Consider the following 25,823-nt stretch of genomic DNA (forward strand, 5'->3'; position numbering starts at 1 on the left):
CTTGATTTTGGCGGGCGTGACCCCCGTCACCTCGGGATCCCAGGACGTCACCTATTCGTTGTGCCCGAAAGTTGGGCCGGCAAGCGGATGGAGATGGCCGATGAAACTGAGCGATCTGGCCAAGGGGTGTTCGGTCCTGCTGGGCGTCATCGTCGCCGGATATGTCTCGACGAATTATGTCGACCAGCGCTTCGCCATGCCGGTCAAGACGACGAGTGCTCCGGCGAACGGGCCCGCGCCATCGGCCTGCGTCGAAGAGGACGGTAGCTGGAAGAACTGGTTCTGGCCGAACGTGCCGGCGCTCTCGCCGAAGTGCAAATGATCGGGACGGCCAGCAAGGGTGTGGTCGAGAAATAGCGCAGCCTGCCAGATCCAGCCGCCGATACTCCGGAGCGGACGAGCTGCCCTATCCGAAGTTCCGGAAGCCTACGAAGAGCAAGCCGAAACTCTCAGGGCGATCGAGCCTGTGCCTGCGACAACAAGCAGGGCCGCTTTCCACCCCGCAAGGCCGCAGCCTTCGGCTTGCAGCCGACGTGACACGGGTTACCCAACGCCAAGGATCATAGCCGATCGATCCCGCCGTGGTGAGTAGGCTGCACAAGGGTAAACGCGAGTCGCAGCGCCCGTGATGTGGGTCACTGAAGGTTCAAAGCAGTTGCAGCACTGTGCATCGTGGTCGCAACCCGTCGGCCAAAACAGGAGGACCTCACATGAAAACCGCTCGCTTTGCTCTCTTCGCTGCCCTCGTTGGGCTCGGCTCTCTGCTCGGATCCGCACACTATTCACCTGCTGCAGCAGGCTTCGGCTCGCAATACGGGTGGATGGGAAACAAGCCATACATGGACTGCCTGAAATACGTGGGGGCCTTCGGTGCCGACTACCCGAACCGAAACAAGAACATCGAAAGCTGTAAGCGCAACTACCTTCCGGGCGGCCGCTGAGGTGACTGTCTCGACGGTGTGTTGCCGGCATCCACTGCTGGGTGCGCAAAATTCGCACCCAGCGCACGTTCGGATTTGAAGCCTACTCGAAGGCAAAGGAGCAGTTATGCTCAAGGTCGAACCCACGCTTGAAAATCTGGCATCGCATATCCAGCGGCAGGAGCGATCGCTGAAGGCCATGAGATGGAGCGTTCTAGGGGCTACAATCATGGCGGCTGCGGCGATCATTGCATCCCAATGGCACGCGACCGTTAATGCCGGTACCGTCAAGGCCAAGACCCTGTCTGTTGAAACAATAGCCTTGCGCAATGACACCGGCAAAATCGTCGCCTTGATCTCATCCACTTCCGACGGAACGCCGCATATTTCGCTATTCGATAGCCGCCAGAAGGTGCGTCTCAGCATCGGGCTTCGCCAGGATGGCGCACCTTCGGTGTCGCTCCTCGACACGGAGCAAGGTCAGCGGGCAGTGCTGTCTCTGAACGATCATCAGGATGCGTCCTTGACGATGTTCAATGCTGCAAAACTTCCCCGTGCGACGCTCGCCGTCGACGCCGCCAGCTCGGGTCACATGGTTCTCTTCGGGACCGGCGGTGGTCTAAACCTCTCCGCTTTGGATGGTCGGGTGCAGTGGAATCCGGTGGACGGAGCCGCTCAGAACGTCCAAACGAAAAGCGAATCCAAATAAATTCAACCGTAAGGGTCATGCCGCCTTCAACCAAAGCTCTGGTGCGATCCGAGGCTGAAGTTCTCAGGTGACTTGGAAGGAAAGCTTGGACGAGCGCTCGGTCTCGAGAAGCAGTTCATGCGCCCAGGTCAGCTTCGGGTCCACTTGCGGTGATTTTGCGGTCCGGCGCTGATGTCCGATAAGCCCTTACGGACTTCAGCGGTGCGCGGGCGATGACACATGAAGCGGCAGCCCGACCTACTCGGCCTCACGCCCCCTCGAACTGCAATCTCGCCAGCCTCGCATAGAGTCCGTTCGCAGCGACGAGCTCGGCATGTGTGCCCTGCTCGACGATCTTGCCCTGGTCCATCACCAGGATGCGGTCGCAGGACAGCACGGTGGCGAGGCGATGCGCGATGACGAGCGTGGTGCGGTGGCGCATCAGCTCTTCCAGCGCGGTCTGCACCAGCGTTTCGCTTTCGGCATCGAGCGCGGAGGTGGCCTCATCCAGCAGCAGGAGCGGCGCATCGCGCAGGATCGCGCGGGCGATCGCGATGCGTTGACGCTGGCCGCCTGATAGCGTCACGCCGCGCTCGCCGAGCGGCGTCTCGAAACCTTCGGGCAGGCGGCGGATGAACTCGGCGGCGTGCGCGAGCTCGGCGGCGCGCTCGACCTCGGCGTCGGTCGCATCGGGCCGGCCGAAGCGGATGTTGTCGCGGGCGCTTGTCGCGAACACGTTCGATTCCTGCGGCACCAGCGCGATGCGGGAGCGGAAATCGCGCGGATCGGCGGATTTGACCGGCACGCCGTCGAGCGAGATCGCGCCGCTGCGCGGATCGTAGAAGCGCAGCAGCAGATGAAAGATCGTGCTCTTGCCGGCGCCGGACGGACCGACGATCGCGACCTTCTCGCCGGGGCGCACGGTGAACGACACGGCATCGAGCACATTGACGTCGCGCCGCGCCGGATAGGCGAAGCTGACCTGGTCGAAACCGACTTCGCCGCGTGCCGGCACCGGCAGCGCGCGCGGCGCCGCGGGCGCCTTGATGTCAGGCTGCACATGCAGGATCTCAAACAGCCGCTCGGCAGCGCCGGACGCTGCCGAAACCTCGCCCCAGACCTCGCTGAGCTGGCCGAGGCCCGCCGCTGCGAAGGCCGCATAGAGCACGAACTGGCCGAGCCGGCCCGGCGAGATGGCGCCGGTCAGCACGTCGTGCGAGCCGATCCAGAGGATCGCGACCACGCTTGCGAACACGATGAAGATGATGATGGCGGTCAGCACGGCGCGGGCCTGGGTCGAGGTGCGCGCAGCTTCATAGGCCTGCTCGACCTCGCCGCCGAAGCGCTTCGCAGCCAGCCCTTCGCTGGTATAGGCCTGCACGGTACGGATCGCACCGATCAGTTCGCCCGCATAGGCAGAGGCCTCGGCCAGCGTGTCCTGCGCGTTGCGCGACAGACGCCGCACCCAGCGCCCGAAGGCGACCAGCGGCAACACGATCAGGGGAATGGCAAGCAGCACGAAGCCCGATAGCCGCGGGCTGGTGAACACCATCATAGCGGCGGCGCCGAAGAACATCATCAGATTGCGCAGCGCGATCGAGACGGAAGCACCGACGGCGGATTTGATCTGGGTGGTATCCGCCGTGAGACGCGACACCAGTTCGCCACTGCGCGCGGAATCGAAGAAGGCCGGCGAGAGCGACAAGAGATGGGCGAAGACGTCGCGCCTGAGATCGGTGACGATGCGCTCGCCGATCGTCATCACGAGGTAGTAGCGCGCGGCGCTTGCGAGCGCGAGCACGGCGACCACCGCGATCATCACCGAGAAGTAGCTGTTGATCAGCGCGATGCCCTCGGGCGTCAGGCCGAAATCGATCATCCGGCGCACGGCCACCGGCACCAGCAGCGTGGTCAACGCCGCAACCGTCAGCGCGACGAAAGCGAGCGCCGCCCGGCCGCGGTAGCGGGCCACATAGGGCGCGAGCGCCAGCAGCGGCCGCAGCTTCGCGCGGCTCTTCGCCGGCGCCTCCATCAATTCGGCTTCGATCGACGGGGCTTCTGCGGGCCCGGTTTCAAGCCGTTCTACTGCGCTCATGAGATCTGACCAAAAAGAGAGGAGTACGCTCCAAATAGGCCGGGCGAGCCGGAGTGGCAAATCCGGGATGTCCCTTAGGAGGACCGCCGGTCCTTCAGGCACCGCGAAAGCGCTCCCAAAGCGGTCCGGTGGCTTGTTTTACAGGGGCTCGTGGGGTATAGACCCGGCCAAATCCGTCATTCGATAGCCACTCAAGCGAGGCGCCGGGGCGCCCTAGGAATTGCCATGAAAGCCGAAATTCATCCGGATTATCATACGATTAAGGTCGTGATGACCGACGGAACCGAGTATCAGACCCGCTCGACCTGGGGCAAGGAAGGCGACACGCTGAACCTCGACATCGACCCCAAGTCGCATCCGGCCTGGACCGGCGGCAACGCCCAGCTGATGGATCGCGGCGGCCGCGTCTCGCGCTTCCAGAAGAAGTTTTCGGGCTTCCTCAAGAAGGATTGATCCGGCCCTCGAGGCTGGAGATGAAAAACGCCCCCGGAGAGCCGGGGGCGTTTTTGTTTGTGGGGGTCTGTCGCGTAGCTGCCAGCTGGACCTTACCGCTCGAACGCCGCTTTCAGCGCGTTGAGGTGCGGCACCAGCGGGTTGCCGATCGAGGGATGATCGACCGGCGGGGTGTGGATGGTGGTGTCCAGGCGGCGCACGCGGGTCTGGAGGCTCATCGAGCGATGGATCAGGTCCTGGAGCTGCGAGGGCAGCTTCTCGACGGTATCGGTGGGGCCGGGATCGGCGGCCGAGAGCTTCACCTTCGTCTTCTCGCGGCTGGCCTGGCCCAGCGTCATCTCGCCTTCCTTGACCGCGCGGTGCAGCAGCAGCCACGAGGCGAGCTGCATCAGGCGGGTGGTGAGGCGCATGCTCTCGGTCGCGTAGGTGAGGCTGGCGGCGCGATCGAGCGCCTTGGCCTCGGTGCGGCCGGCGCCGTCGAGATAGGCGGCGGTCTCCTCGACCAGATCCATACCCTCCCGGAACAGGACGCCGAACGCCGCAGAATTGGTGAACCGCTCGCTGAGTTGAACGAGAGCGCCGTCGGCTTGCAAACGTTCCATGGTTAACGCCCCTTACGCAACTGTCTGACTGCCCGGCTTGGCGCCGGCTTATGATGAATAAATCATTGCGCGGGCGGGACGCCGAGTCCAGCGACAAGCGCGGATATGGTTTCCGCGGGTCTTTCCTCGGAATTCAACCGAAACCAGTCTCTTTTTTGACGCGTTTTCTTCACGCGAACCGGTACCCACTTCGCTCGAAAACGCTTTCGAAGCAAAAAAAGAGCCGCCGGAAAACCGGCGGCTTGAAAGTTGATAACAGGGAGGCGTCAAACAGAGTGGACAGGAGCCACTCGGTGTCCAAACGAGGACAGTTCCAGTCATAAACTCGAAAGCTTAATGTGGAGTAAACGAGCGATTATTTTGAGGGTTCATTAGCCATGTCGGTCAGTGGCCGAGGGGCCACCGTGCCCCGGACGCAGTGCGGCACGAAGTGCTGCACTGCTGAGCCGGGGCCCTTCTCTTGAGCTCGACGTATTCGGAGGCATGGGTCCCGGCTCTGCGGAGCGTCACTGCGTGCCGCACCGCGTCCGGGACACGAGATCTCACTATGACTTGAAAACGCTATTCGCCGCATCGCGCGAGGCGCGTTTTTTGGTGGCGGCTTCCTCCAGCCTTGTGATCTCGCCCTTGAGCAGCGCGATGCGCTCGGTCAGTTCCTCGACTGACAACAGTGAGAGATCCTGTCCGATCTCGTGGCTGATCTTCTTGCGCGGACGGTCGTCGTCTTCCATCGCCATCCTTGTTCCTCCTGCGTTCGCACGGCGAGCCAAGCCGAGGTTGCCAGCGTGGACCGCGCTGGCTAAGCAATGGCCTCGTTTCCATCCCGCACCTTTGCTCAAGGACACATCATGGACAAGCTGCCCGCGCAAATGACGGTGGTCGCCATCTCCAAACCCGGCGGACCGGAAGTGCTGGTGCCGGAACAGCGGGCGCTGCCGCAGCCCGGCCCCGACGAGATCCTGGTCAAGGTGCAGGCCGCGGGCGTCAACCGGCCCGACGTCGCGCAGCGCTCCGGCGCCTATCCGCCGCCGCCCGGCGCGAGCGACCTGCCCGGCCTCGAGATCGCGGGCGAAGTGGTCGCCGTCGGCAGCAACGCCAAGCGGCACAAGATCGGCGACAAGGTGATGTCGCTGGTCGCCGGTGGCGGTTATGCGCAGTACTGCATCGCCCAGGACGCCCAGGCGATGAGCGTGCCGCCGTCGCTGTCGATGAAGGAAGCCGGCGCGCTGCCGGAAACCCTGATGACGGTCTGGCACAATGTGTTCGAGCGCGGCGGCCTCAAGACCGGGGAGACGCTGCTGATCCATGGCGGCTCGTCCGGCATCGGCACCATGGCGATCCAACTCGCGAAAGCGTTCGGCGCGAAGGTGATCGTCACCGTGGGATCGCAGGACAAGATCGACGCCTGCCTCAAGCTCGGCGCGGATCGGGCCATCAACTACAAGGACGAAGACTTCGTCGCCGTGATCAAGGCGGAGACGAACAATACCGGCGCCAATCTGATCCTCGACATGGTCGCCGGCGACTATGTCGACCGCAATTATGATGCCGCCGCGGTCGACGGACGCATCGTGCAGATCGCGACCCTCAACGGGCCCAAGGTCACCGTCAACATCGCCAAAGTGATGGTCAAGCGCCTCACCCATACCGGCTCGACGCTGCGCCCCCGTAGTAATGCGGACAAGGCGGCGATGGTGGCCGCGATCGAGGCGAAAGTGATGCCGCTTTTGCGCGAAGGCCGGGTCAAGCCGCTGATGGACAGCACTTTCCCGCTGGAAAAGGCATCCGATGCACACCGGCGGATGGAAACCTCGGCACATATTGGCAAAATTGTGTTGGAGGTCTAGGCCAGCGACCCACAGGCGGGCCGGAAACCCTTTGATTTTCCTCGCTTTCGTGGCATCTATCGCGACGCACCGAACTATCTTGTTCCGTTCGGAAAACGCCGTGCACCGAAGAGCCTGCACTGAAGAGTTTGCGTCGAACGCGGAGAACTGACCTTGCGTCTGATCAGGCGCCTCGCGCCCATAGCGCTGGGCCTCATGATTCTCGTCTGCGCGTTCCCGGCGCGCGCGCTGGACGCTGTCAGCGTCCGCGGTGACGCGCCCGCGATCGACCTCACCGGCGTGCTCGAGCATCAGCGCAGCGACGCCGACCGCATTCAGGTCTCTACCGCGCCCGGAACCGACGGCATCGTCCGCCGCATCGAGGTGCGCGCCCGCGAAGGCGGCCAGAACTGGGTGGTGTTCGCGCTCGCCAACAACACCGACGACCAGCTCGACCGCCTGATCGTCGCCCCGCATTACCGCATCGTCTCCTCGGGGCTGTTGTGGCCCGACCTCGGGCTGTCGCGCATCGCAACCATCACCCCCTCGACCGGCGACCGGCCGGAGCGGCAGGAGAGCCCGACCGCCGACGTCTTCCGCGTCACCCTCGACCCCGGCGCCGTCGTCACCTTCGTCGCGGAGCTGCGCACCGACAAGCTGCCGCAGCTCTATCTGTGGGAGCCGGAAGCCTACAAGGACAAGGTCAACTCCTTCACGCTGTACCAGGGCATCGTGATCGGCATCTCCGGCTTGCTCGCGCTGGTGCTGACCATCCTGTTCGTGGTCAAGGGCAGCATCATGTTCCCGGCCGCCGCGGCGCTGGCCTGGGCGGTGCTGGTCTATATCGGCGTCGATTTCGGCTTCTGGGGCAAGGTGCTGGACATGTCGAACAACGCCGAACGCATCTGGCGCGCGGCGGGTGAGGCGATTTTGGCGGCAACGCTGCTGGTGTTCCTGTTCGCCTATCTCAACCTCAGTCGATGGCACGTGCGCTATTCGCACATTACGGTGGGCTGGCTCGCGTTCCTGGGCTCGCTGGTTGCGCTCGCTCTGTTCGACCCTGCGGTCGCCTCCGGCATCGCGCGCATCTCGCTGGTGCTGATCGCTTTCGCCGGCTTCGCGCTGATCGTCTATCTCTCCACCCACGGCTTCGACCGCGCGGTGCTATTGATCCCGACCTGGTTCCTGCTGGTGATCTGGGTGATCGCGGCCGGCATGGCGGTCGCGGGCTCCGTCACCAACGACATCGTCGGCCCGGCGCTGCTCGGCGGTCTCGTGCTGATCGTGATGCTGATCGGCTTCACGGTGATGCAGCACGCGTTCGCGGGCGGCGGCGCCACCACCGGCGTGGTCTCCGACATCGAGCGGCGCGCGCTGGCACTGGCCGGCTCCGGCGATCTGATCTGGGACTGGGACGTTTCCGCCGACAAGGTGTTCACCAGCCCGGAGACCGAAGCCCTGCTCGGTCTCAAACGCGGCACGCTGGAAGGCCCGGCCGCGTCCTGGCTGGAAGTGCTGCACCCGCTCGACCAGGACCGCTTCCGCGCCGCGCTCGACAGCGTGCTGGATCAGCGCCGCGGCCGCCTGGTGCAGGATTTCCGTCTGCGCACGCCGGACGGTCACTTCATGTGGTTTGCGCTGAAGGCGCGCCCGGTGGTCGGCTCCGACGGCGAGGTCTCGCGCGTCGTCGGCACCCTCACCGACGTCACCGAGCTGCGCAATGCCGAGGAGCGCCTGCTGCACGATTCCGTGCATGACAACCTCACCGGCCTGCCCAACCGCAAATTGTTCATGGACCGGCTCGGCGCGGTCGCGCATTTCGCCAAGACCATGCCGACGCTGCGGCCGACGCTGATGGTGATCGATCTCGACCGCTTCAAACAGGTCAACGATTCCGTCGGCATCGCGGTCGGCGACTCGATTCTGCTGACGCTCGCCCGCCGCCTCACCCGCATCCTGAAACCGCAGGACACGCTGGCGCGGCTTGCCGGCGATCAGTTCGGCCTGATCCTGCTATCGGAGCAAGACCCCGCGCGCATCACCGCCTTCGCGGAGACCATCCGCAAGACCATCCGCGCGCCGATCGCCTTCAACGAACGCGAGATTTTTCTCACCGCCTCGATCGGTCTCGCCTTGTCCGATCCGCAAGTGCAGCTCACGGACGAGATCATCAAGGACGCCGAGCTTGCGATGTATCATTCCAAGCGCATCGGCGGCGACCGCATCGACGTCTACAAGCCCGCGATGCGCGCGCGAAAAACCGACCGGCTGACGCTGGAGAGCGAGCTGCGCCGCGCCATCGAGCGGCAGGAGCTGACGATCCTGTACCAGCCGATCGTGCGGCTGGAGGATCGTTCGATCGCCGGTTTCGAGGCGCTGGTGCGCTGGGATCATCCGAAGCTCGGGCGCATGGCGCCGTCGGAATTCATCGCCATCGCGGAAGAGACCGGCCTCATCATCGACCTCGGCATGTTCGTGCTCGACCAGACCGCCAAGCAGCTCTCGATCTGGCAGCGTGCGATGCGCTCGCGCGAACCGATCTTCGCCTCCGTCAACGTCTCCTCGCGGCAATTGCTGCGCCACGACCTCATCCACGACATCCGCACCGTGCTGTCGCGCTCCTCTGTCGCGCGCGGCACGCTCAAGCTGGAATTGACGGAATCGATGGTGATGGAAAATCCGGAGCACGCGGCGCAGATGCTGACGCGCATCCGCGAGCTCGGCACCGGGCTCTCGCTCGACGATTTCGGCACCGGCCATTCGTCGCTGGCCTATCTCCAGCGCTTCCCGTTCGACACCATCAAGATCGACCAGTCGTTCGTGCGCACCACCAATCGCGGCACGCGGCCGGTGATCCTGAAGTCGATCATCGCGCTTGCGCACGACCTCGGCATGGACGTGGTCGCCGAAGGCGCCGAGACCGATTCCGACGCGGTCGAGCTCTACCAGATGGGCTGCGAATACGCGCAGGGCTTCGCCTTCGGCGAACCCATGGACGCCGACGCCGCGATGCGGCTGCTCACGGAAGTGCGGCTGGAAGCGGCCAGCTAGCTCCTCTTTCCCTCTCCCCTTGTGCGAGACGGTCCGCTCGTAAAGCGAGCGGGGTGAGGGGTATCTCTCCCCGAACGCTACTCTCTCAATTGCGGATGCAACCCCTCATCCGGCGCTTCGCGCCACCTTCTCCCGCAAGGCGAGAAGAGAAGAACGCGCACGCCGCTACCGCCGCCGGTCGCTCTTCCGCTTCGTGAACCGCACGCTCTGGCCATCCGGCATTCGCATTGCCACGAAGCCCGCGGCGAGGCAGGCTTCGCGCTGCGGCATCTTGAGGTCGGGGCTGCGCAGGCTGTCCCACCATGAGGCACGATTCGCGGCGCGCGGCAGGGCCGCGCCGATGATCTCCTCGATCTGTTCATAGGTCAGCACGAATTCCGCCTGCTTGTGCCGCATCAGATAATCGCGCAACGCGTCGTAATCGTTCACCGCTGTCCTCTTCGCTGGTCGAAGCCCCGCTTTGCCAAAAAACGTCAGCCGCGGAAACCAATTTTTAACTCATTACGGCAGCGCCGTCCCGGCTTAAACACTACTCAAGCTTTCGGGCGCATTCACTGATGTCGGGAGCGAATGATGTTGTCTGGATGGCGCGAAGTCACGGCCCGCCGGCCGTGGCGGCTTTCGGCGAAGCTGCTGATCATCTCGTCCGTGGTGACGGTGATCGGCTTTTCCGCCATTTGCGTCAACGTCATGCTGGATATGCGCCGCGGCGAGGAGGCGCTCGCCCGCCAGACGCTGGAAAACCTCGCAACGACCATCGAGTCCGACGTCACCCGCAACATCGAGATCTACGATTTGTCTCTGAAGGCGGTCGCCGGCAACATGCTGCTGCCGGAGATCGCGACGGTCTCAAGGCCGATCCGGCACCTGATCCTGTTCGACCATGCGACCACGGCGAGGCATTTCGGCGCGATCCAGGTGTTCGATGCCGAGGGCAGGCTGACCATCGATGCCTCCACGCTCGATCCCCTGCCGGAGAACCGCAGCGAGGAGGACTACTTCAGGATTCATCGCGACAATCCTGGAGCCGGGCTCTACATCAGCCGTCCCATGCTGTTCCGCGGCGCCTACGCGATCGTGCTGAGCCGGCGCATCAGCGACACTGACGGCGGCTTTCTCGGCGTCGTCGCCGGCTCGATCCGCTTCAGCTATTTCCACGAATTGTTCGAGCGGCTGAACCTCAACCCCGATGACACCATCACCGTGCTCAAGCGCGACCGCACCATCATGATGCGGCGGCCGTTCGACCTCGACGTGATCGGCACGAACCTGAATGATCGCCGGACCTGGAGCGCCGACAATCTCCGGGCCGGCGCCTCCTATGCAGGCCAGGGCCCGGTCGATCCGACGCCGCGGCTCTATGTACGCAGCACCGACAGCGGTCCGCTGTTCGTGGTGGCAGGCAAGCCGCTGAACGCCGTGTTCGAGCTCTGGCAGAAGGAAGCCTACCGCATCGGCGCCGTGGTCCTGGCGCTGATCCTGTTCATGCTGGCCTCGACGCTGGTGCTCGCGCGCGAGATCGGCCGGCGCGCCGAAGCCGAGCGCAAGCTCGAGGAGATGGCGACGACGGATGCGCTCACCGGCCTGAGGAACCGCCGCAAGTTCGACCAGGTCATCGACGTCGAATGGCGCCGTGCCATGCGCCAGAAGACGCCGGTCGCGCTGCTGATGATCGATGCCGATCACTTCAAGGCCTACAACGACACGTTCGGCCATCAGGCCGGCGACCAGGTGCTGGTCGGCATCGCCATCTGCATTTCCGACTCGGTGAGCCGCGCCGGCGACTGCGCCGCGCGCTATGGCGGCGAGGAATTCGCCGTGCTGCTGCCGGGCACCTCGGTCACCGACGCCTTGGAGGTCGCCGAGGCGATCCGCATCAAGGTGCAGGGCTGGTCCGACGACCAGACAGCCTCGACGGTATCCTGCGGCATCGCGAGCTTCGTTCCCACCACCGGCATGGACTGGCCGATCCTGGTCGCCGCCGCCGACAAGGCCCTCTATGCCGCGAAAGCCGGCGGCCGCAACCAGTCGGTGGTCGCGAGCTTGCCGAAGCTGTCGCTGGTGGCGTGAGGGCTACGCTGCTTACCGCCGTCATTGCGGAAAGCTCTTGCGACGAAGCATTCCGGATCGCTTCGCTTCGCTCGCCGTGACGAGTAGAAACCGACGTCTATTCCCCCAGATACTTCTTCATTTCCGCGATCAGGCCATCGCGCAGTTCGGGCCGCTTCAGGCCGTAGGCGATGTTGGCGCGGAGGAAGCCGGGCTTGGAGCCGCAATCGTGGCGCTCGCCCTCGAATTCGACGCCGTAGAATTTTTGCGATTTGGCGAGCCCGATCATGGCGTCGGTGAGCTGGATCTCGCCGCCGGCGCCGCGCTCCTGGGTCTCCAGGATCTTGAAGATCTCCGGCTGGAGGATGTAGCGGCCGGTGATCGAGAGGTTGGAGGGCGCGGTGCCCTTGGCCGGCTTCTCGATCATGCCGTCGACCTCGAACATCTTGCCGGTGCGCTTGCCGACGCCGCAGATGCCGTATTGATGGGTGAGATGGTCGGGCACCGCCTCGACCGCGATGATGTTGGATTTTTCGCCGAGCTTGCTGGCGGTCTCGATCATCTGCTTCAGGCAGCCGGGCGAATTGAGCACGAGTTCGTCGGGCAGCACGACCGCGAACGGTTCGTTGCCGACGATGTCGCGCGCGCACCAGACCGCATGACCGAGGCCGAGCGGCGCCTGCTGGCGGGTGAAGCTGACGGCGCCGGCTTCGGGCTGGTTCTGCGCCAGAACGTCCTGCTCGGTCTTCTTGCCGCGCGCGGCCAGCGTCGCATCGAGCTCGAACATCCGGTCGAAATGATCTTCGATGACACTTTTGTTGCGGCCGGTGACGAAGATGAAGTGCTCGATGCCGGCTTCCCTGGCCTCGTCATAGACATACTGGATCAGCGGCTTGTCGACGATCGTCAGCATTTCCTTCGGCATCGCCTTGGTGGCGGGCAGGACGCGGGTGCCGAGGCCGGCAACGGGAAATACGGCTTTGCGGATTTTCATGGGATTGATCGAATACCTGAGGAACACGTGAAGGAAGCAATGGCATCTTGCTAGCTTGTTTGCAGCCGCCAACAAAGGCGGATGTGGGGCCTCGTCCTCACAGAGTTAAGAAAAAGGCCACCATCAAAATTTCACCTTTGTTAAGCAGTTGGCAACCGTAACCAGGCCTCCTGAGGGCGGATTTGGCCGGACAGGTGAGGACATGATGCAATCAATGGCAGGGCTGGCAAAACGGGGCGGGTCCGTGACCGGTGCGATGACGATTGCGACCGTCCTGCTGTTCCCGCTCCCCGCCGGCGCGCAGACTCAGAACGGTCTGTCAAATCTGTTCGGCGGCATTTTTTCCGGTCCGAACCCGGCGCCCTCGCAAGCAACGCCCGGCCCCGGGGGCGCTCAAACGGGAGCTCAACCTTGGAGCGGCGAGGACGGCGCCTCCGGTCATCCGCTGATGACGGCCGCCGCGATCCGCGAGGCCGCGGGTAACTTCAACAATTGCGTCGCAGGCATGTGGCCCGATGCCGCACGGCGCAACATCACGCAGGAAAATTTCCAGCGCTTCACAGCAGGCCTTGCGCCCGACCTGCGCATCATGGACCTCATGGACTCGCAGCCGGAGTTCACCAAGTCGATCTGGGACTATCTCGACATCCTCGTGAACGACAACCGCCTCGCCAAGGGCCGCGAGGTCGTCGCCAAATACAAGGCGCAGTTCGACGCCACCGAAAAGGCTACCGGCGTAGATCGCTATATCATCGCGTCGATCTGGGGCATCGAGTCCAACTACTCGACCCAGATGGGCGACCGCAGCGTGCTGCAATCGACCGCAACGCTCGCCTGCATCGGCCGCCGCCAGGCCTATTTCAAGGACGAGTTCCTCTCGGCACTGGAGATCCTGAACCGCGGCGACCTCAGGCCCGAACAGTTGCGCGGCTCCTGGGCCGGCGCCTTCGGCCCGACCCAATTCATGCCGACCGCGTTCAAGCGCTTTGCCGTGGACGGCGACGGTGACGGACGGCGCGACGTCGTCGACAATCCCTCCGACCTGATCGCCTCGACCGCCAACAATCTGAAGAAGGACGGTTGGCAGGCCGGCCAGACCTGGGGCTACGAGGTCGTGGTGCCGGAGGGATTCAACTACATGCTGGCCGATCGCGCCAAGGCGATGACGATGGCGCAATGGGAGAAGCTCGGCCTCAAGCGCCCGGCCAACCAGCCGTTGCCGCACCCGGCGGAGAAAGCCTATCTGCTGGCGCCCGCCGGCGCGCAGGGGCCGGGCTTCCTGATGCTGCAGAACTTCCGGGTCATCATGAAGTACAACCCTGCCGAGGCCTATGCGATGGCGATCGGCCATTTCGCCGACCGCCTGCGCGGCGGCCAGCCCTTCGTGCAGCCCTGGCCGCGGCAGGAACGCGAGCTGTCCCGCACCGAGCGGCTGGAACTCCAGCAGCTGCTGGCCCAGCGCGGCTTCTACAAGGGCACCCCCGACGGCCAGTTCGGCGGCCAGACCCGGGAAGCCCTGCGCAACTTCCAGGCCTCGATCGGGGTCCCCGCGGACGGATTTGCCTCCTCCGACGCGCTGGACCGGCTGCGCGGGCGGTAAAATCGCGCCGAAAGTAACCCTGAACAGGGATTCTGGCAGGTAGCCTTGACGGGGGCGGCTGTTCCCCGTGTATGGGCCAAGAGAATATGGGCCAAGAGAATCTGAAGAGAATCTGAAAAGAGAATCTGCCCGTTTGGCGCCTGATTCCGTTATTATATTGAACTAGTCCCGATCCCCATTGCGCGTGCCCGAGATCGCATGTCGAAGAAGTCCCTGTTCAAGGCGCTGACCGAGACCGGCCCGCTGATCGCGCTGGGGACGGCGCTTGCGATTCTGGTCTTGATCGCGGGGCCGGCCTCGGCGCAATTCTTCAATTTCCCTGGCTTCGGCGGCCCGCCGCAACGCCAGGCCCCGCCACCACGAAGCGGCGGTGAACGTGGCGGATGGTTCGGCGGCGACTTCTTCGCGCCGTTCCAGCAGCAACCGCAGCAGCAGGCGCCGCGCCAGGATTTTTCGCGCGCACCGGCGCCGGCCAAGCACGACACGACGCCTGACAAGAACGTGCTGGTGATCGGCGACGCCATGGCCGACTGGCTCGCCTACGGCCTCGAAGACGCCTACACCGAGCAGCCCGACATGGGCGTGATCCGCAAGCACAAAACCACGTCCGGCCTGATCAAGTACCAGCCCAAGGGTGAGCCTTCGGACTGGGCGGCAGCCGCGAAGGGCATCCTCGAAACCGAAAAGCCCGACGTGATCGTGGTCATGCTCGGCCTCAACGACCGCATCGCCATCCGCGAGGCAGCAGCCCCCGATAAGTCGGACAAGGCGACGGACAAGGACAAGAAGAACGACAAGGGCGCGCGTGGCAAACCACCGGCCAAGCCCGGCGATGCCAAGCCCAACGACAGCGCGGCCAAGCCGGACGACGCCGACCTGCCGCAGGATGATGCCGACAACGCTGACACACCGGCGGTCGCAACGCCCGAGAAGAGCGCACGCAACCCGAACGGCCTCTACGAATTCCGCGACGAGCGCTGGGTCGAGCTCTACGGCAAGAAGATCGAGGAGCTCGCCAACGTGCTCAAGAGCAAGGGCGTGCCGGTGCTCTGGGTCGGCCTGCCCGCGATCCGCGGCCCCAAGGGCACCGCGGACATGCTGTTCCTGGATTCGCTCTATCGCGAAGGCGCGGCCAAGGCCGGCATAACTTACGTCGACGTCTGGGACGGCTTTGTCGACGAGGCCGGCCGTTTCCTCCAGAAGGGCCCGGACTTCGAAGGCCAGATCCGTCAGCTCCGCAGCTATGACGGCGTCTATTTCACAAAACCCGGCGCGCGCAAGCTCGCTCACTATGTCGAACGCGAGATCACGCGCCTGCTCGCCGGGCGCTCCGGCCCGATCGCGCTGCCGAGCGAACCCGCAACGCCCGATACCAGTGCCGAACCCGGCAAGCCCGCGCCGCGGCCGCTGGCCGGCCCGATCGTGCCGCTGGTTGCGGCCTCGATCTCGACCGATCAATTGCTGGGCGGACCGGGCTCGCGTCCTGCCGCCGTCGATGCGCTCGCTGCGAGGACAATGGTGAAGGGCGAGCCATTGGCTGCGCCCGCGGGCCGTGCCGACGATTATGCCTGGCCGCGCCGCGAAGTCGGCCGCGAGCAGGCCAAAGGCGATACGCCGATGGCCGCGACGTCGCCCGAGGGCAATGCTGCTCCGGGTTCACCCGGCGCCGCCGCAGCGATCGCGCCGCAAAAGCTCGCGCCGAAAAAGCCGTCGGTGCCGCAGCAGCCGGCACAGGCAACGCCGTCAATTCGTGATTTCTTCGGCTTCGGCTCTCCGCAAGCACCGCCGCGTCAATTGACGCCCGCGCCAGGGCCGCGCAATCCCAATCAGAACCCCGCCGCGATCCCGCGGCCGCCGGGCAACGTCGGGCGGTCGGCGGAAGTGGCTCGGTAGTTTACCGAGCTGAGCCCTCGTGTCCCGGACGCGTTGCAGCGTGTAACGCTGCTGCGCAGAGCCGGGACCCAGCTCTTGACTCACAAAAATGGACCCCGGACGCAATGTGGCGCTTCACGCCGCATTGCGTCCGGGGCACGTTGGATGGCGTTTAGCTGAGCCCTAATAGCGCCAGCGCGGCGGCGGGCGGCGCGAAGGCCGCGCCATCAACAGCGCGAGTGCAAAGCCGATGCCGCCGGCGACCAGCAGCGCGCCGAGCGGGTTGTCCTGCACCTTCTGGGCAATCGCCTGCGAACCATCGCGGAATGTGTCGCCGCTGTTCTCGTAGGCATCCTTGGCATAACCCGCCGCCGTTTCGCCAGCGTCACGGACGGCATCCTTGGCTTGGCCGTAGAGATTTTGCACGGTGCCTGCGGCTTCCCGCGCGTTGCCCGACGCCTGTGTCTGCGCATCGCCTGCGAGATCACCGACAGCGCCTTCCGCGCGTCCGGCGAATTCCTTGGCCGATCCGACAATCCGATCCTTATCCATGATGCTCCTCCTCGGGGGTCAGCCCAAGTAACCGATCAGGAGCGGCACGGTTCCTTCGCGCTAGAGAATAAGCCCGCCGTCGACGACCAATGTTTGGCCGATGATGTAGGACGACAGCGGCGACGCCAAAAACAGCGCCGCGCCCGCCATGTCAGCCGGGGTACCCAATCGCCGCAGCGGAATGCGTGAAAGTGCACCTTCGAGCCGCTTGGGATTGTCGGTCGTCACCTTGGTCATCTTGGTGTCGACGAGACCGGGCGCGATGCCGTTGACGCGGATGCCGTCCTCGGCCCAGGCCTCGCCCAGCGTCCGCGTCAATCCGACCGCGCCGGTCTTCGACGCGTTGTAAGCGGGATTGCCCATCGTGGAATGATAGGCCGCGGTCGAGGACACCATGATCAGCGACCCTTGCGAGTCCTGCAGCATGGAATGAAACCGCGTGGCGCAGGCCATCAGGCTCATCAGATTGACCTCGACGACCTTGCGGAAGCCGGCCATCTCGAACTCACCGCGGCGATAGAGCACCGCGCCTTGCGCGAGCACCAGCACGTCGAGCCTGTCGAACGACGGCTTGAAGGCTTCGACCGCTCCGGTATTGCCGACGTCGAGCTGCGCGTAGGAGAGACCGGCGAGATCCGAGCCTTCCTCCTGCGAATATTCCTTGGCGTGAGCACGCGTACCGCAGACCGCAACTTGCGCGCCCCTGACGCGAAAGGCTTGCGCGATGCCGTTGCCGATGCCGCTGGAGCCGCCGATGACCAGCACCTGCTTGCCTGAGAAATCGAGTTCGTTCGTCATCGCCACCTCCCCTTTTGCTTTGCTTGTTTGACCTGTCTGCGGATCGATGCCAGCCTTGTCAATCATAACAAGAACAAGCAGGCGCGAGGAAACAGCATGTCCGATTTCAAACAGCTCAGCCGGTCCGTGAAGGGTCTGACCGTTCTCGTCACCGGCGCGGCCAGCGGCATGGGGCGCGCGACGGCGCGTGTGTTCGCCACTGAGGGCGCGAACGTCGCCGTCACCGATTATGACGAGCAAGGCGCGCAAGCCGTCGCGAGGGACATCGCGACAGCCGGCGGATCGGCGAAAGCCTGGAAGCTCGACGTTGCCGACGGCGCCGAGATCAAGCGCGTGGTTGGCGACGTCGCCGCGCATTTCGGCGGGCTCGACATCATCGTCAACAATGCCGGCATTTCCGTGCGCGTCGCGATCGACGACGAGGCCTATGAAGACGCCTGGGCCAGGGGCATCGCGGTGATGCTGACGGCGCATCCGCGCATCGTCCGCGCCGCGCTGCCTCACTTGCGCAAGTCGAACAGCCCGCGGATCGTCAACATCGCTTCCACCGAGGCGCTCGGCGCCACCGCGTTGCACAGCCCTTATTCGGCGGCGAAGGGCGGCGTCGCCAGCCTCACCCGCTCGCTCGCGGTGGAGCTCGGCCGCGAAGGCATTACCGTCAACTGCATCTGCCCGGGTCCGATCCGCACAGCCATCACCGACCGGATATCGGAAGAGCACAAGACGATCTACGCCAAGCGCCGCACCGCACTGGGCCGCTACGGCGATCCCGAAGAGGTCGCGCACATGACGCTGAGCCTGTGCCTGCCGGCAGCGTCCTTCCTCACCGGCGCGGTCATCCCCGTCGACGGCGGCCTGATGGCGCGCAACGCGTAAGAGCTGTGGCCCGGATGGAGCGCAGCGCAATCAGGGCTACGGGCAGCTATGCGTAGCGAGCGTTGACAACGCCGGTTACGGGAGTAGTTTTTTCAGCGACAGAGCGGGACCAACCGCTCGCGGCTCGCGGGAGAAAACGTCATGACGATCGCCATCCGGCAGCTTCAGAAGCATTTTGTCGGCGAGGTCTCGGGCCTCGACCTGAGACAGCCTCTCACACAGGACCAGGCGCGCGAGGTCGAGGCTGCCATGGACAAATATGCGGTGCTGGTCTTCCACGACCAGGACATCACCGACGAGCAACAGATGGCTTTTGCGCTGAATTTCGGCCAGCGCGAAGACGCGCGCGGCGGCACGGTGACGAAGGAGAAGGACTACCGGCTCCAGTCCGGACTGAACGACGTCTCCAATCTCGGCAAGGACGGCAAGCCGCTGGCGAAAGACAGTCGGGCGCATCTGTTCAATCTGGGCAACTGCCTGTGGCATTCCGACAGCTCGTTCCGCCCGATCCCGGCAAAATTCTCGCTGCTGTCGGCCCGCGTGCTCAACCCGAAGGGCGGCAACACCGAATTCGCCGATATGCGCGCGGCCTATGACGCGCTCGACGACGACACCAAGGCGGAGATCGAGGACCTCGTGTGCGAGCACTCGCTGATGTATTCGCGGGGATCGCTCGGCTTCACCGAATACACCGACGACGAGAAGAAGATGTTCAAACCGGTGCTGCAACGTCTCGTGCGCACCCATCCCGTGCATCGTCGCAAGTCGCTTTATCTCTCATCGCATGCCGGCAAGATTGTCAGCATGAACGTGCCGGAGGGCCGGGTACTGCTGCGCGATCTTAACGAGCACGCGACCAGCGCGGAGTTCGTCTACGTCCACAAATGGAAGCTGCATGATCTCGTGATGTGGGACAACCGCCAGACTATGCACCGCGTCCGCCGCTACGACCAGTCCCAGCCCCGCGACATGCGCCGCGCGACCGTGGCGGGGACCGAGCCGACGGTGCAGCAGCAGGCGGCGGAGTAGGGATACAGCCACACATTCCACCGTCGTCCCGGCGAAGGCCGGGATCCATAACCACTGAATGTAGTTTGACGAAGGCTAGTGGCGTCAGCTCGCTTCAACAATCACTTCCTGTGGGTATGGGTCCCGGCCTTCGCCGGGACGACACCGGAGGGTGTTGCGATACCAACAGCTACGCGTGGCCCGCCTCGTTCGAGAGCATGCCGGGATCGATGCCGATCTTGCGCAGCGCGCGGCCGTATTTTTCATCGACGTCATCGCCGAAGATCAAATCCGAATCGGCGTCGCAATGCAGCCAGCCATTGCTCTGGATTTCGGTCTCGAGCTGGCCCGGTGCCCAGCCGGCATAGCCGAGCGCGAGGATGGCGTGCTTGGGGCCGGAGCCGTCGGCGATCGCGCGCAGGATGTCGACGGTCGCGGTGAGGCAGACGCCGTCGTCGATCCGGAGCGTCGCGTTCTCGATGTAGAAATCGCTGGAGTGCAGCACAAAGCCGCGGCCGGTATCAACCGGACCGCCGCGCAGCACCTTCATGCTTTCGGCGTTCTCCGGCAGCTTGATGTGCTCGCCCTTCTTGATGATGCCGAGCTGTTGCAACAGCTCTGGGAAGTCGATGCTGCCGGCCGGATGGTTGACGATGATGCCCATGGCGCCTTCGGCGGAGTGAGCGCAGAGGTAGATCACGGAGCGCTCGAAGCGTTCATCGCCCATCACCGGCATCGCGATGAGGAGGCGGCCGTCGAGGTAACCCGCCGAACTGGGGAGCGCGGGGCCGGGCTTGCGGGTGCTTTCGCCCATCCTCTTTCCTGTGGGAGCCATCGGTGAAGCACTCCGGTTTCAATTCCTATCCTGATGTCGGGCCGGTCCGCTGTCAAATCAAGGCTTGCAAGGTCAAGACTTGCAGGACTTGATTCAAGTCATCACAAGCAATTCAATGGTTTGCCCCGGGGTGACCCTGTAAAGACGTATCATGCTGACAAGAGTTCCCCTGCATGCGGCGATTGGCGTCGCGACAACCCTGCTTGTGTTATCGCTAGCGCTTGCGGCCCATGCCGACGACGCATCGCCGTGGCAGCGCGACGGACATTCCGCGGTGCGGTTGCTCGCGGGATCGCGCAGCGGCGCCGTCCTGCTCGGCGGTATCGCCTTCCAGATCCAGCCCGGCTGGAAAACCTATTGGCGCATGCCGGGCGATTCCGGCGTTCCGCCGCGCTTCGATTTCTCGAAGTCTGACAATGTCGAAGCGGTGACGGTGATGTGGCCGGCGCCGCTGAAGTTCGACGACGGCGCCGGCGGCCATTCGATCGGCTATCACGACCAGATCGTGCTGCCGCTGCGCATCATCGCCAAGGCGGCCGACAAGCCGGTGACGCTGCGCGCCGAGATCAATTACGCCGTGTGCGAAAAGCTTTGCATTCCGGTCGAGGCCAAGGCCGAGCTTGGCTTCAACAGCGTCGCGTCGACCGAGGACGCCAATCTGCGTGCAGCGCTCGACACCGTGCCCAAGCCCGCCAATATCGGCGATCCCAACCCGATCACCATCCGCGACGTCAAGCGTGACGGGCCCAAGAATGTGGTGGTCGACGTGGTGACGCCGGATGCGGGCAACGTCAATTTGTTCGTGGAAGGCCCGACGCCGGATTGGTCGTTGCCGATCCCCGCGCCGGTCGAGCCCAGCCCGCCGGGCGTGAAGCGATTTTCTTTCGAGCTCGACGGACTGCCACCGGGCGCCAAGCCCGACGGCGCCGCGCTGAAGTTCACGCTGGTCGGGCCGCAGAAGTCGTACGAGTTCAATACGAATTTGGAGTAGTCGTCGTCCTCCCCGTGCGCAATTGCGCACGGGGGAGACGACGGAAACACCCAACCGAATCTTAACGAATGGTTGCTAATCCCCAAGGCTACTGCAGCAAGGCTGCCGCAGCATGCGCGTGCGCCCCGGGGATCCTTCGAATTGGCCGTGATGGATGCAGAACCCGCAACGACCGGACCTGCCGGCCTGATCGCGCGGCTGCGCGAAAAATTGACGGGCGGATCGAGCGAGGCGTCGCTGACGCGGCGGCTGGCGGGCACCATCTTCATCATCCGGGTGATCAGCGCGGGCCTTGCATATTTCTCGCAGGTCCTGCTCGCGCGCTGGATGGGCACGTCCGACTACGGCGTCTACGTCTATGTCTGGACCTGGGTGCTGCTGCTCGGCAGCATGATGGATTTTGGCATCTCGGCCTCCGCACAAAAAATCATTCCGGAGTACCGCACCAGCGGCGAGCAGGCGCTGCTGCGCGGCTTTCTCTCCGGCAGCCGCTGGCTGACCTTTGCCGTCTCCGCGCTTGCGTCGCTCGGCCTTGCCGGCATCGTCAAATTGCTGTCGCCCTGGATCGATCCGGCCGAGGTGCTGCCGCTCTATATCGGCTGCATGACGCTGCCCGCTTTCGTCGTCGCCAACACCCAGGACGGCATCGCGCGCTCGCATGACTGGATGCAGCTCGGCCTGATGCCGCAATTCATCATCCGCCAGGCGCTGATCATCGGCATCACGGCCTGCGCCTTCCTGCTCGGGTATCATCTCGGCGCGGTCGCCGCGATGGTCGCGAGCGCCGGCGCGGTGTGGATCGCGATGACCGGGCAGATGATGGTGCTGAACCGCAAGCTTGCCAATCACATCGAGCCGGGCCCCAAGGCTTATGATATCGGCGGCTGGCTCGCCGTCTCGCTGCCGATCCTGCTGGTCGAAAGCTTCTACTTGCTCTTGTCCTATACCGACGTGCTGGTGCTTCAGCAGTTCCGCCCCTCCGACGAGGTCGGCGTCTATTTCGCCGTGGTGAAGACGCTGGCGCTGGTCTCCTTCATCCACTACGCGATGTCGGCGACCACCGCGCATCGCTTCGCTGAATACAACGCAGCTGGCGACAAGGTGCGGCTGTCGGGTTACGTGGCGCATGCCATCAACTGGACGTTCTGGCCGTCGCTGGCGGCGACCATCGTGCTGCTCGCGCTCGGCAAGCCGCTGCTCTGGCTGTTCGGGCCGCAATTCGTGGTCGGCTACGACATCATGTTCATCGCCGCGATCGGGCTCGTGGTGCGCTCCGCGATCGGCCCGGTCGAACGCCTGCTCAACATGCTCGGGCAGCAGAAGATCTGCGCGCTGGCCTATGCGCTGGCCTTTGTGATGAACCTGGTACTCTGCATCGCGCTGGTGCCGCGCTACGGCGGCCATGGCGCCGCGGCCGCGACCTCGATCTCGCTCTGCTTCGAGACGGTGCTGCTGTTCTGGATCGTGCGACAGCGCCTCGGCCTGCACGTGCTGGCGTTCGGTAAATAGGCGCTTCACACCTGCCCTCGCATGCTGCCCTCGGGGAACGGCTGTTTCGCAGCAGGCCCGGGAACAAAGAGAAATGCCTACTTATCGTCGGCATGCAGCACGATTTTTCTTATTGCTCCCAATCGGTTGCGCCGTAGGGAAATTTTATTCTACGTCATATTGCCCAACTGACGAGATAAACCTAAGCTTCCCTGGACATGATCGATCCACTCTACGTCGCCTCCGGTTTCGGCGTCGGCCTGCTGGTCGGGATGACCGGCGTCGGCGGCGGTTCGTTGATGACGCCGCTGCTGATCCTGCTGTTCGGCATTCATCCATCGACCGCGGTCGGCACCGACCTGCTCTATGCGGCCGCCACCAAGACCGGCGGCAGCGTGGTGCATGGCTGGTCGCGCAGCGTGCACTGGCCGGCGGTGCTGCGGCTCGCCTGCGGCAGCCTTCCGGCGAGCGCGCTGACGCTGCTCGTGCTGTGGGAGCTCGACCTCAAGAGCGATTCCGAGCGCAGCCTGGTCAATCTGGTGTTGTGCTTTGCGCTGCTGCTGACCGCGACCTCGCTGATCTTCCGCAAGGCGATCATGGAGCGTTATCGTCGACGCCTGGAGCAGGTCGATGACCGCACCACGGCGATCGCGACGGTCATCACCGGAATCGTGCTCGGTGTGCTGGTCTCGATTTCATCGGTCGGCGCCGGCGCGGTCGGCGTCACCGTCCTGCTGCTGCTCTATCCGCGCCTGCCGATGGCGACCATCGTCGGCTCCGACATCGCCCATGCGGTCCCGCTGACGCTGATCGCCGGAATCGGGCACTGGGCGCTTGGCGACGTGGATTGGGCGCTGATGGGCGTGCTGCTGATGGGCTCGCTGCCCGGCATCATCGTCGGCAGCTTCAGCGCGACGCGCGTGCCCGAGACGGTACTGCGCCTGACACTTGCCAGCGTGCTGTTCGTGGTCGCCGGCAAGATCATGTTCGCCGAGCTGAACCTGTCCTCGGCATTCGTGACGGCGCTGGCCTGGACACACTGAACGAAAATGGCGGAGCTCGGCTCCGCCATTCGCCAGCCGTAGTCCCCTACTCCGCGGTCCAGCCGCCGTCGATCGAGAGGTTGGTGCCGGTGATCTGCGCGGCATCGTCGCCGCACAGGAACAGCGCGAGTGCCGCGACCTGCTCGGAGGTGACGAACTCCTTGGTCGGCTGCGCATCGAGCAGCACGTCGTTGATCACCTGCTCGCGCGTAAGGTTGCGCGCCTTCATCGTGTCGGGAATCTGCTTCTCTACCAGCGGCGTCCAGACATAGCCGGGGCTGATGCAGTTGCAGGTGATCTTGCTGGTCGCGACCTCCAGAGCCACGGTCTTGGTCAGGCCGGCGATGCCGTGCTTGGCCGACACATAGGCCGACTTGAAGGGCGAGGCGACCAGCGAGTGCGCGGAAGCGGTATTGATGATGCGGCCCCAGCCCTTCTTCTTCATGCCGGGCACGGCGGCGCGAATGGCATGGAAGGCCGAGGACAGGTTGATCGCGATGATCTGGTCCCACTTCTCCGGCGGGAATTCCTCGATCGGCGAGACGAACTGGATGCCGGCATTGTTGACGAGGATGTCGACCGAACCGAAACTCTTCTCGCCGAGCGCGATCATCCCGGCGATTTCCGCCGGCTTGGTCATGTCGGCGGGCGAATAGACCGCCTTGACGCCGAAATCGCATTCGATCTTGGCGCGCTCCTTCTCGATGTCCTCCGGCGAGCCGAACCCGTTGATGACGACATTGGCGCCGGCGGCGGCGAAGGCGCGCGCATAAGCGAGCCCGATGCCGCTGGTCGATCCGGTCACGACGGCATTCTTGCCTGACAGACTACCCATATTCATTCGCTCCTTTTTGGCGGGGGCGCGGTGACGTCCCCCGTGAGATCGTAGGTCACCATGGTCTCGCCGGATTGCGGCCGCTCGAGCCAGTCCTTGTGGCGCATCGACAGATGCACGTCGCGCACGCCGGCTTCCCAATGCTCGACCATGGCGACATGCGAGAAATCGTAATCCTTGGACGAGGATTCGTAGTTCTTGCTGCGGTAGATCAGGTGCACCACAGTAACAGTGCTTTCGCGCGATACCTTCGCAAGGAATTCCACGGAAGGGTCGTTCTTGAGATAATCGGGCAATTTGGAAATCAGGTCGCGCACGGCCCTGCGGGCGTTATGCACCTGCTTGTTCTTGTCGGTGTTCATCCGCGTGCGGCTGGAGAAGCGGATGTCCTTCTCGCGCTCGGTGGCCTCGAGCAGCGAGGTCGGCAGATCGCCGCGGGCGCTGAACAGGTCGATCTGGAAGATCAGGAGGTCGCGGTCGACCTCGGCGTCCAGCACGTAGTCGAGCGGCGTGTTGGAGGCGATGCCGCCGTCCCAATAATGCTCGCCGTCGATCACGACGGACGGAAAGCCCGGCGGCAACGCGCCGGAGGCCATGATGTGCTCCGGGCCGATTTTCTTGCCACGCTTCTTGAATTCGTAATTGTCGAAATACTTGAAGTTGCCGGAGGTGACGCCGACCGCACCGACCGACAGCCGTGTCTTCAAGTCATTGATGCGGTCGAAATCGACAAGGCGCTCCAGTGTCTTCTTCAGTGGCGCGGTGTCGTAGTAGCTCTGCGCCTGTGGGCTGCCCGGGGGCCAGAGCAGCGCGGGAGGCAGACGAGGCACGAAGAAGCCGGGCACGCCGAACGTTGCAATGAGCGCGGCGCTGCTGGAGTTGAACAGCTCGCGGCTGTGATCGCTCTTGCCGATCGGCTTCCACGGCACCGGCGCGGAGACCATCTCCCAGAATTCCTTGAGCCGCCTGACCCGCGTCTGCCCTTCGTTGCCGGCAATGATCGCGGCGTTGATCGCGCCGATCGAGATGCCGGCCACCCATTCCGGCTCGAAGCCGGCATGGCAGAGCGACTGATAGGCGCCGGCCTGATAGGAGCCGAGCGCGCCGCCGCCCTGGAGGACCAGGACGCGTTGCGCATTCGCGGGAACTGTTGCGATTTCCGGGCTATGATCTGTCATGTGGGAACAGTAGCAAAAGGCGAGCCACCGTGGCGACAGTTTCGCCGCGGCGTCAATGCATCCCGGGAT

Annotated in this window: 24 protein-coding genes; 14 read left to right on the forward strand and 10 right to left on the reverse strand. The window is 64.3% G+C overall.

Annotated features, from left to right (window positions below):
- Positions 1-100 precede the first annotated feature (100 nt).
- The 3 genes from ABIB06_RS05510 (at position 101) to ABIB06_RS05520 (ending at position 1,629) form a co-directional block, all read left to right on the forward strand.
- Complete coding sequence (locus ABIB06_RS05510; protein ID WP_354044803.1) at positions 101-322, forward strand: hypothetical protein; 222 nt, start codon at positions 101-103, stop codon at positions 320-322.
- Positions 323-710: 388 nt separating this feature from the next.
- Complete coding sequence (locus ABIB06_RS05515; RefSeq protein WP_354044801.1) at positions 711-941, forward strand: hypothetical protein; 231 nt, start codon at positions 711-713, stop codon at positions 939-941.
- Between the two features lie 106 nt (positions 942-1,047).
- On the forward strand, positions 1,048-1,629 hold the full coding sequence (locus tag ABIB06_RS05520; protein ID WP_354044799.1) for a hypothetical protein: 582 nt from the start codon (positions 1,048-1,050) through the stop codon (positions 1,627-1,629).
- Between the two features lie 247 nt (positions 1,630-1,876).
- Here ABIB06_RS05520 and ABIB06_RS05525 read toward each other — a convergent pair whose 3' ends face one another.
- Positions 1,877-3,703, reverse strand: a complete 1,827-nt coding sequence (locus ABIB06_RS05525) for an ABC transporter ATP-binding protein/permease (protein ID WP_247341834.1) — start codon at positions 3,701-3,703, stop codon at positions 1,877-1,879.
- A gap of 225 nt (positions 3,704-3,928) precedes the next feature.
- Between ABIB06_RS05525 and rpmE the strand changes: the two genes are divergently transcribed.
- On the forward strand, positions 3,929-4,156 hold the full coding sequence (rpmE, locus tag ABIB06_RS05530) for a 50S ribosomal protein L31 (RefSeq protein WP_247341837.1): 228 nt from the start codon (positions 3,929-3,931) through the stop codon (positions 4,154-4,156).
- A gap of 92 nt (positions 4,157-4,248) precedes the next feature.
- On the opposite strand, the gene rcdA is transcribed toward rpmE, so the two are convergent.
- Both rcdA and ABIB06_RS05540 read right to left on the reverse strand, forming a co-directional pair.
- The gene (rcdA, locus tag ABIB06_RS05535) at positions 4,249-4,758 is read right to left on the reverse strand and encodes a protease adaptor protein RcdA (protein WP_354044796.1); all 510 of its coding nucleotides are present in this window, start codon (positions 4,756-4,758) and stop codon (positions 4,249-4,251) included.
- Positions 4,759-5,303: 545 nt separating this feature from the next.
- Complete coding sequence (locus ABIB06_RS05540) at positions 5,304-5,495, reverse strand: DUF1192 domain-containing protein (protein WP_247341843.1); 192 nt, start codon at positions 5,493-5,495, stop codon at positions 5,304-5,306.
- Between the two features lie 111 nt (positions 5,496-5,606).
- Here ABIB06_RS05540 and ABIB06_RS05545 point away from each other — a divergent pair, with 111 nt between their 5' ends.
- Positions 5,607-6,605, forward strand: a complete 999-nt coding sequence (locus ABIB06_RS05545) for an NAD(P)H-quinone oxidoreductase (protein ID WP_354044794.1) — start codon at positions 5,607-5,609, stop codon at positions 6,603-6,605.
- Between the two features lie 153 nt (positions 6,606-6,758).
- Positions 6,759-9,635 carry an EAL domain-containing protein gene (locus ABIB06_RS05550; protein ID WP_247341849.1) on the forward strand — a complete coding sequence of 959 codons (2,877 nt, stop codon included), beginning with the start codon at positions 6,759-6,761 and terminating at the stop codon, positions 9,633-9,635.
- Positions 9,636-9,800: 165 nt separating this feature from the next.
- Here the strand turns inward: ABIB06_RS05550 and ABIB06_RS05555 are convergent, their stop codons facing one another.
- Positions 9,801-10,064 carry a DUF7662 domain-containing protein gene (locus tag ABIB06_RS05555; protein ID WP_354044792.1) on the reverse strand — a complete coding sequence of 88 codons (264 nt, stop codon included), beginning with the start codon at positions 10,062-10,064 and terminating at the stop codon, positions 9,801-9,803.
- A gap of 144 nt (positions 10,065-10,208) precedes the next feature.
- On the opposite strand from ABIB06_RS05555, the gene ABIB06_RS05560 reads away from it, so the two are divergent.
- Positions 10,209-11,705 (forward strand): diguanylate cyclase, encoded by a 1,497-nt coding sequence (locus tag ABIB06_RS05560; RefSeq protein WP_354068613.1) that lies wholly within the window; start codon positions 10,209-10,211, stop codon positions 11,703-11,705.
- 97 nt (positions 11,706-11,802) lie between these two features.
- Here ABIB06_RS05560 and ABIB06_RS05565 read toward each other — a convergent pair whose 3' ends face one another.
- A complete protein-coding gene (locus ABIB06_RS05565) occupies positions 11,803-12,678 on the reverse strand; it encodes a UTP--glucose-1-phosphate uridylyltransferase (protein WP_247343690.1) in 876 nt (291 codons plus the stop codon).
- A 202-nt stretch (positions 12,679-12,880) separates the two neighbouring features.
- Between ABIB06_RS05565 and ABIB06_RS05570 the strand changes: the two genes are divergently transcribed.
- Positions 12,881-14,278, forward strand: coding sequence for a lytic murein transglycosylase (locus ABIB06_RS05570; protein ID WP_354044788.1), 1,398 nt, complete (start codon positions 12,881-12,883; stop codon positions 14,276-14,278).
- Positions 14,279-14,476: 198 nt separating this feature from the next.
- Positions 14,477-16,171, forward strand: a complete 1,695-nt coding sequence (locus tag ABIB06_RS05575) for an SGNH/GDSL hydrolase family protein (protein WP_354044786.1) — start codon at positions 14,477-14,479, stop codon at positions 16,169-16,171.
- 162 nt (positions 16,172-16,333) lie between these two features.
- Here the strand turns inward: ABIB06_RS05575 and ABIB06_RS05580 are convergent, their stop codons facing one another.
- Both ABIB06_RS05580 and ABIB06_RS05585 read right to left on the reverse strand, forming a co-directional pair.
- On the reverse strand, positions 16,334-16,702 hold the full coding sequence (locus ABIB06_RS05580; protein WP_354044784.1) for a CsbD family protein: 369 nt from the start codon (positions 16,700-16,702) through the stop codon (positions 16,334-16,336).
- A gap of 60 nt (positions 16,703-16,762) precedes the next feature.
- Entirely contained in the window at positions 16,763-17,500 is a 738-nt protein-coding gene (locus ABIB06_RS05585; protein WP_354044782.1) for an SDR family NAD(P)-dependent oxidoreductase, read from the reverse strand.
- A 96-nt stretch (positions 17,501-17,596) separates the two neighbouring features.
- Between ABIB06_RS05585 and ABIB06_RS05590 the strand changes: the two genes are divergently transcribed.
- Complete coding sequence (locus tag ABIB06_RS05590; protein ID WP_354044781.1) at positions 17,597-18,376, forward strand: SDR family NAD(P)-dependent oxidoreductase; 780 nt, start codon at positions 17,597-17,599, stop codon at positions 18,374-18,376.
- 141 nt (positions 18,377-18,517) lie between these two features.
- A complete protein-coding gene (locus tag ABIB06_RS05595) occupies positions 18,518-19,405 on the forward strand; it encodes a TauD/TfdA dioxygenase family protein (protein WP_247343709.1) in 888 nt (295 codons plus the stop codon).
- 169 nt (positions 19,406-19,574) lie between these two features.
- On the opposite strand, the gene ABIB06_RS05600 is transcribed toward ABIB06_RS05595, so the two are convergent.
- On the reverse strand, positions 19,575-20,219 hold the full coding sequence (locus ABIB06_RS05600; RefSeq protein WP_247343712.1) for a YqgE/AlgH family protein: 645 nt from the start codon (positions 20,217-20,219) through the stop codon (positions 19,575-19,577).
- A gap of 151 nt (positions 20,220-20,370) precedes the next feature.
- On the opposite strand from ABIB06_RS05600, the gene ABIB06_RS05605 reads away from it, so the two are divergent.
- The 3 genes from ABIB06_RS05605 (at position 20,371) to ABIB06_RS05615 (ending at position 23,741) form a co-directional block, all read left to right on the forward strand.
- Positions 20,371-21,210 (forward strand): protein-disulfide reductase DsbD domain-containing protein, encoded by an 840-nt coding sequence (locus tag ABIB06_RS05605; protein ID WP_354044775.1) that lies wholly within the window; start codon positions 20,371-20,373, stop codon positions 21,208-21,210.
- A 141-nt stretch (positions 21,211-21,351) separates the two neighbouring features.
- Entirely contained in the window at positions 21,352-22,719 is a 1,368-nt protein-coding gene (locus ABIB06_RS05610; RefSeq protein WP_354044773.1) for a flippase, read from the forward strand.
- Between the two features lie 197 nt (positions 22,720-22,916).
- Complete coding sequence (locus tag ABIB06_RS05615; RefSeq protein WP_354044771.1) at positions 22,917-23,741, forward strand: sulfite exporter TauE/SafE family protein; 825 nt, start codon at positions 22,917-22,919, stop codon at positions 23,739-23,741.
- Between the two features lie 46 nt (positions 23,742-23,787).
- Here the strand turns inward: ABIB06_RS05615 and ABIB06_RS05620 are convergent, their stop codons facing one another.
- Both ABIB06_RS05620 and ABIB06_RS05625 read right to left on the reverse strand, forming a co-directional pair.
- Positions 23,788-24,576 carry a 3-hydroxybutyrate dehydrogenase gene (locus ABIB06_RS05620; RefSeq protein ID WP_354068616.1) on the reverse strand — a complete coding sequence of 263 codons (789 nt, stop codon included), beginning with the start codon at positions 24,574-24,576 and terminating at the stop codon, positions 23,788-23,790.
- A gap of 2 nt (positions 24,577-24,578) precedes the next feature.
- A complete protein-coding gene (locus ABIB06_RS05625; protein ID WP_354044768.1) occupies positions 24,579-25,754 on the reverse strand; it encodes a DUF3734 domain-containing protein in 1,176 nt (391 codons plus the stop codon).
- Positions 25,755-25,823: the final 69 nt, after the last annotated feature.

It is taken from the genome of Bradyrhizobium sp. LB8.2 (assembly GCF_040548035.1).
In the GTDB taxonomy this organism is placed as follows: domain Bacteria; phylum Pseudomonadota; class Alphaproteobacteria; order Rhizobiales; family Xanthobacteraceae; genus Bradyrhizobium.

Coding starts and splice junctions, on each gene's coding strand:
- ABIB06_RS05615 (WP_354044771.1), top strand. CDS start 22,917: ATGATCGATCCACTCTACGTCGCCTCCGGTTTCGGCGTCGGCCTGCTG.
- ABIB06_RS05570 (WP_354044788.1), top strand. CDS start 12,881: ATGATGCAATCAATGGCAGGGCTGGCAAAACGGGGCGGGTCCGTGACC.
- ABIB06_RS05575 (WP_354044786.1), top strand. CDS start 14,477: ATGTCGAAGAAGTCCCTGTTCAAGGCGCTGACCGAGACCGGCCCGCTG.
- ABIB06_RS05540 (WP_247341843.1), bottom strand. CDS start 5,495: ATGGCGATGGAAGACGACGACCGTCCGCGCAAGAAGATCAGCCACGAG.
- ABIB06_RS05520 (WP_354044799.1), top strand. CDS start 1,048: ATGCTCAAGGTCGAACCCACGCTTGAAAATCTGGCATCGCATATCCAG.
- ABIB06_RS05580 (WP_354044784.1), bottom strand. CDS start 16,702: ATGGATAAGGATCGGATTGTCGGATCGGCCAAGGAATTCGCCGGACGC.
- ABIB06_RS05560 (WP_354068613.1), top strand. CDS start 10,209: ATGTTGTCTGGATGGCGCGAAGTCACGGCCCGCCGGCCGTGGCGGCTT.
- rpmE (WP_247341837.1), top strand. CDS start 3,929: ATGAAAGCCGAAATTCATCCGGATTATCATACGATTAAGGTCGTGATG.
- ABIB06_RS05565 (WP_247343690.1), bottom strand. CDS start 12,678: ATGAAAATCCGCAAAGCCGTATTTCCCGTTGCCGGCCTCGGCACCCGC.
- ABIB06_RS05620 (WP_354068616.1), bottom strand. CDS start 24,576: ATGGGTAGTCTGTCAGGCAAGAATGCCGTCGTGACCGGATCGACCAGC.
- ABIB06_RS05605 (WP_354044775.1), top strand. CDS start 20,371: ATGCTGACAAGAGTTCCCCTGCATGCGGCGATTGGCGTCGCGACAACC.
- ABIB06_RS05545 (WP_354044794.1), top strand. CDS start 5,607: ATGGACAAGCTGCCCGCGCAAATGACGGTGGTCGCCATCTCCAAACCC.
- ABIB06_RS05590 (WP_354044781.1), top strand. CDS start 17,597: ATGTCCGATTTCAAACAGCTCAGCCGGTCCGTGAAGGGTCTGACCGTT.
- ABIB06_RS05585 (WP_354044782.1), bottom strand. CDS start 17,500: ATGACGAACGAACTCGATTTCTCAGGCAAGCAGGTGCTGGTCATCGGC.
- ABIB06_RS05625 (WP_354044768.1), bottom strand. CDS start 25,754: ATGACAGATCATAGCCCGGAAATCGCAACAGTTCCCGCGAATGCGCAA.
- ABIB06_RS05515 (WP_354044801.1), top strand. CDS start 711: ATGAAAACCGCTCGCTTTGCTCTCTTCGCTGCCCTCGTTGGGCTCGGC.
- rcdA (WP_354044796.1), bottom strand. CDS start 4,758: ATGGAACGTTTGCAAGCCGACGGCGCTCTCGTTCAACTCAGCGAGCGG.
- ABIB06_RS05525 (WP_247341834.1), bottom strand. CDS start 3,703: ATGAGCGCAGTAGAACGGCTTGAAACCGGGCCCGCAGAAGCCCCGTCG.
- ABIB06_RS05595 (WP_247343709.1), top strand. CDS start 18,518: ATGACGATCGCCATCCGGCAGCTTCAGAAGCATTTTGTCGGCGAGGTC.
- ABIB06_RS05510 (WP_354044803.1), top strand. CDS start 101: ATGAAACTGAGCGATCTGGCCAAGGGGTGTTCGGTCCTGCTGGGCGTC.
- ABIB06_RS05600 (WP_247343712.1), bottom strand. CDS start 20,219: ATGGCTCCCACAGGAAAGAGGATGGGCGAAAGCACCCGCAAGCCCGGC.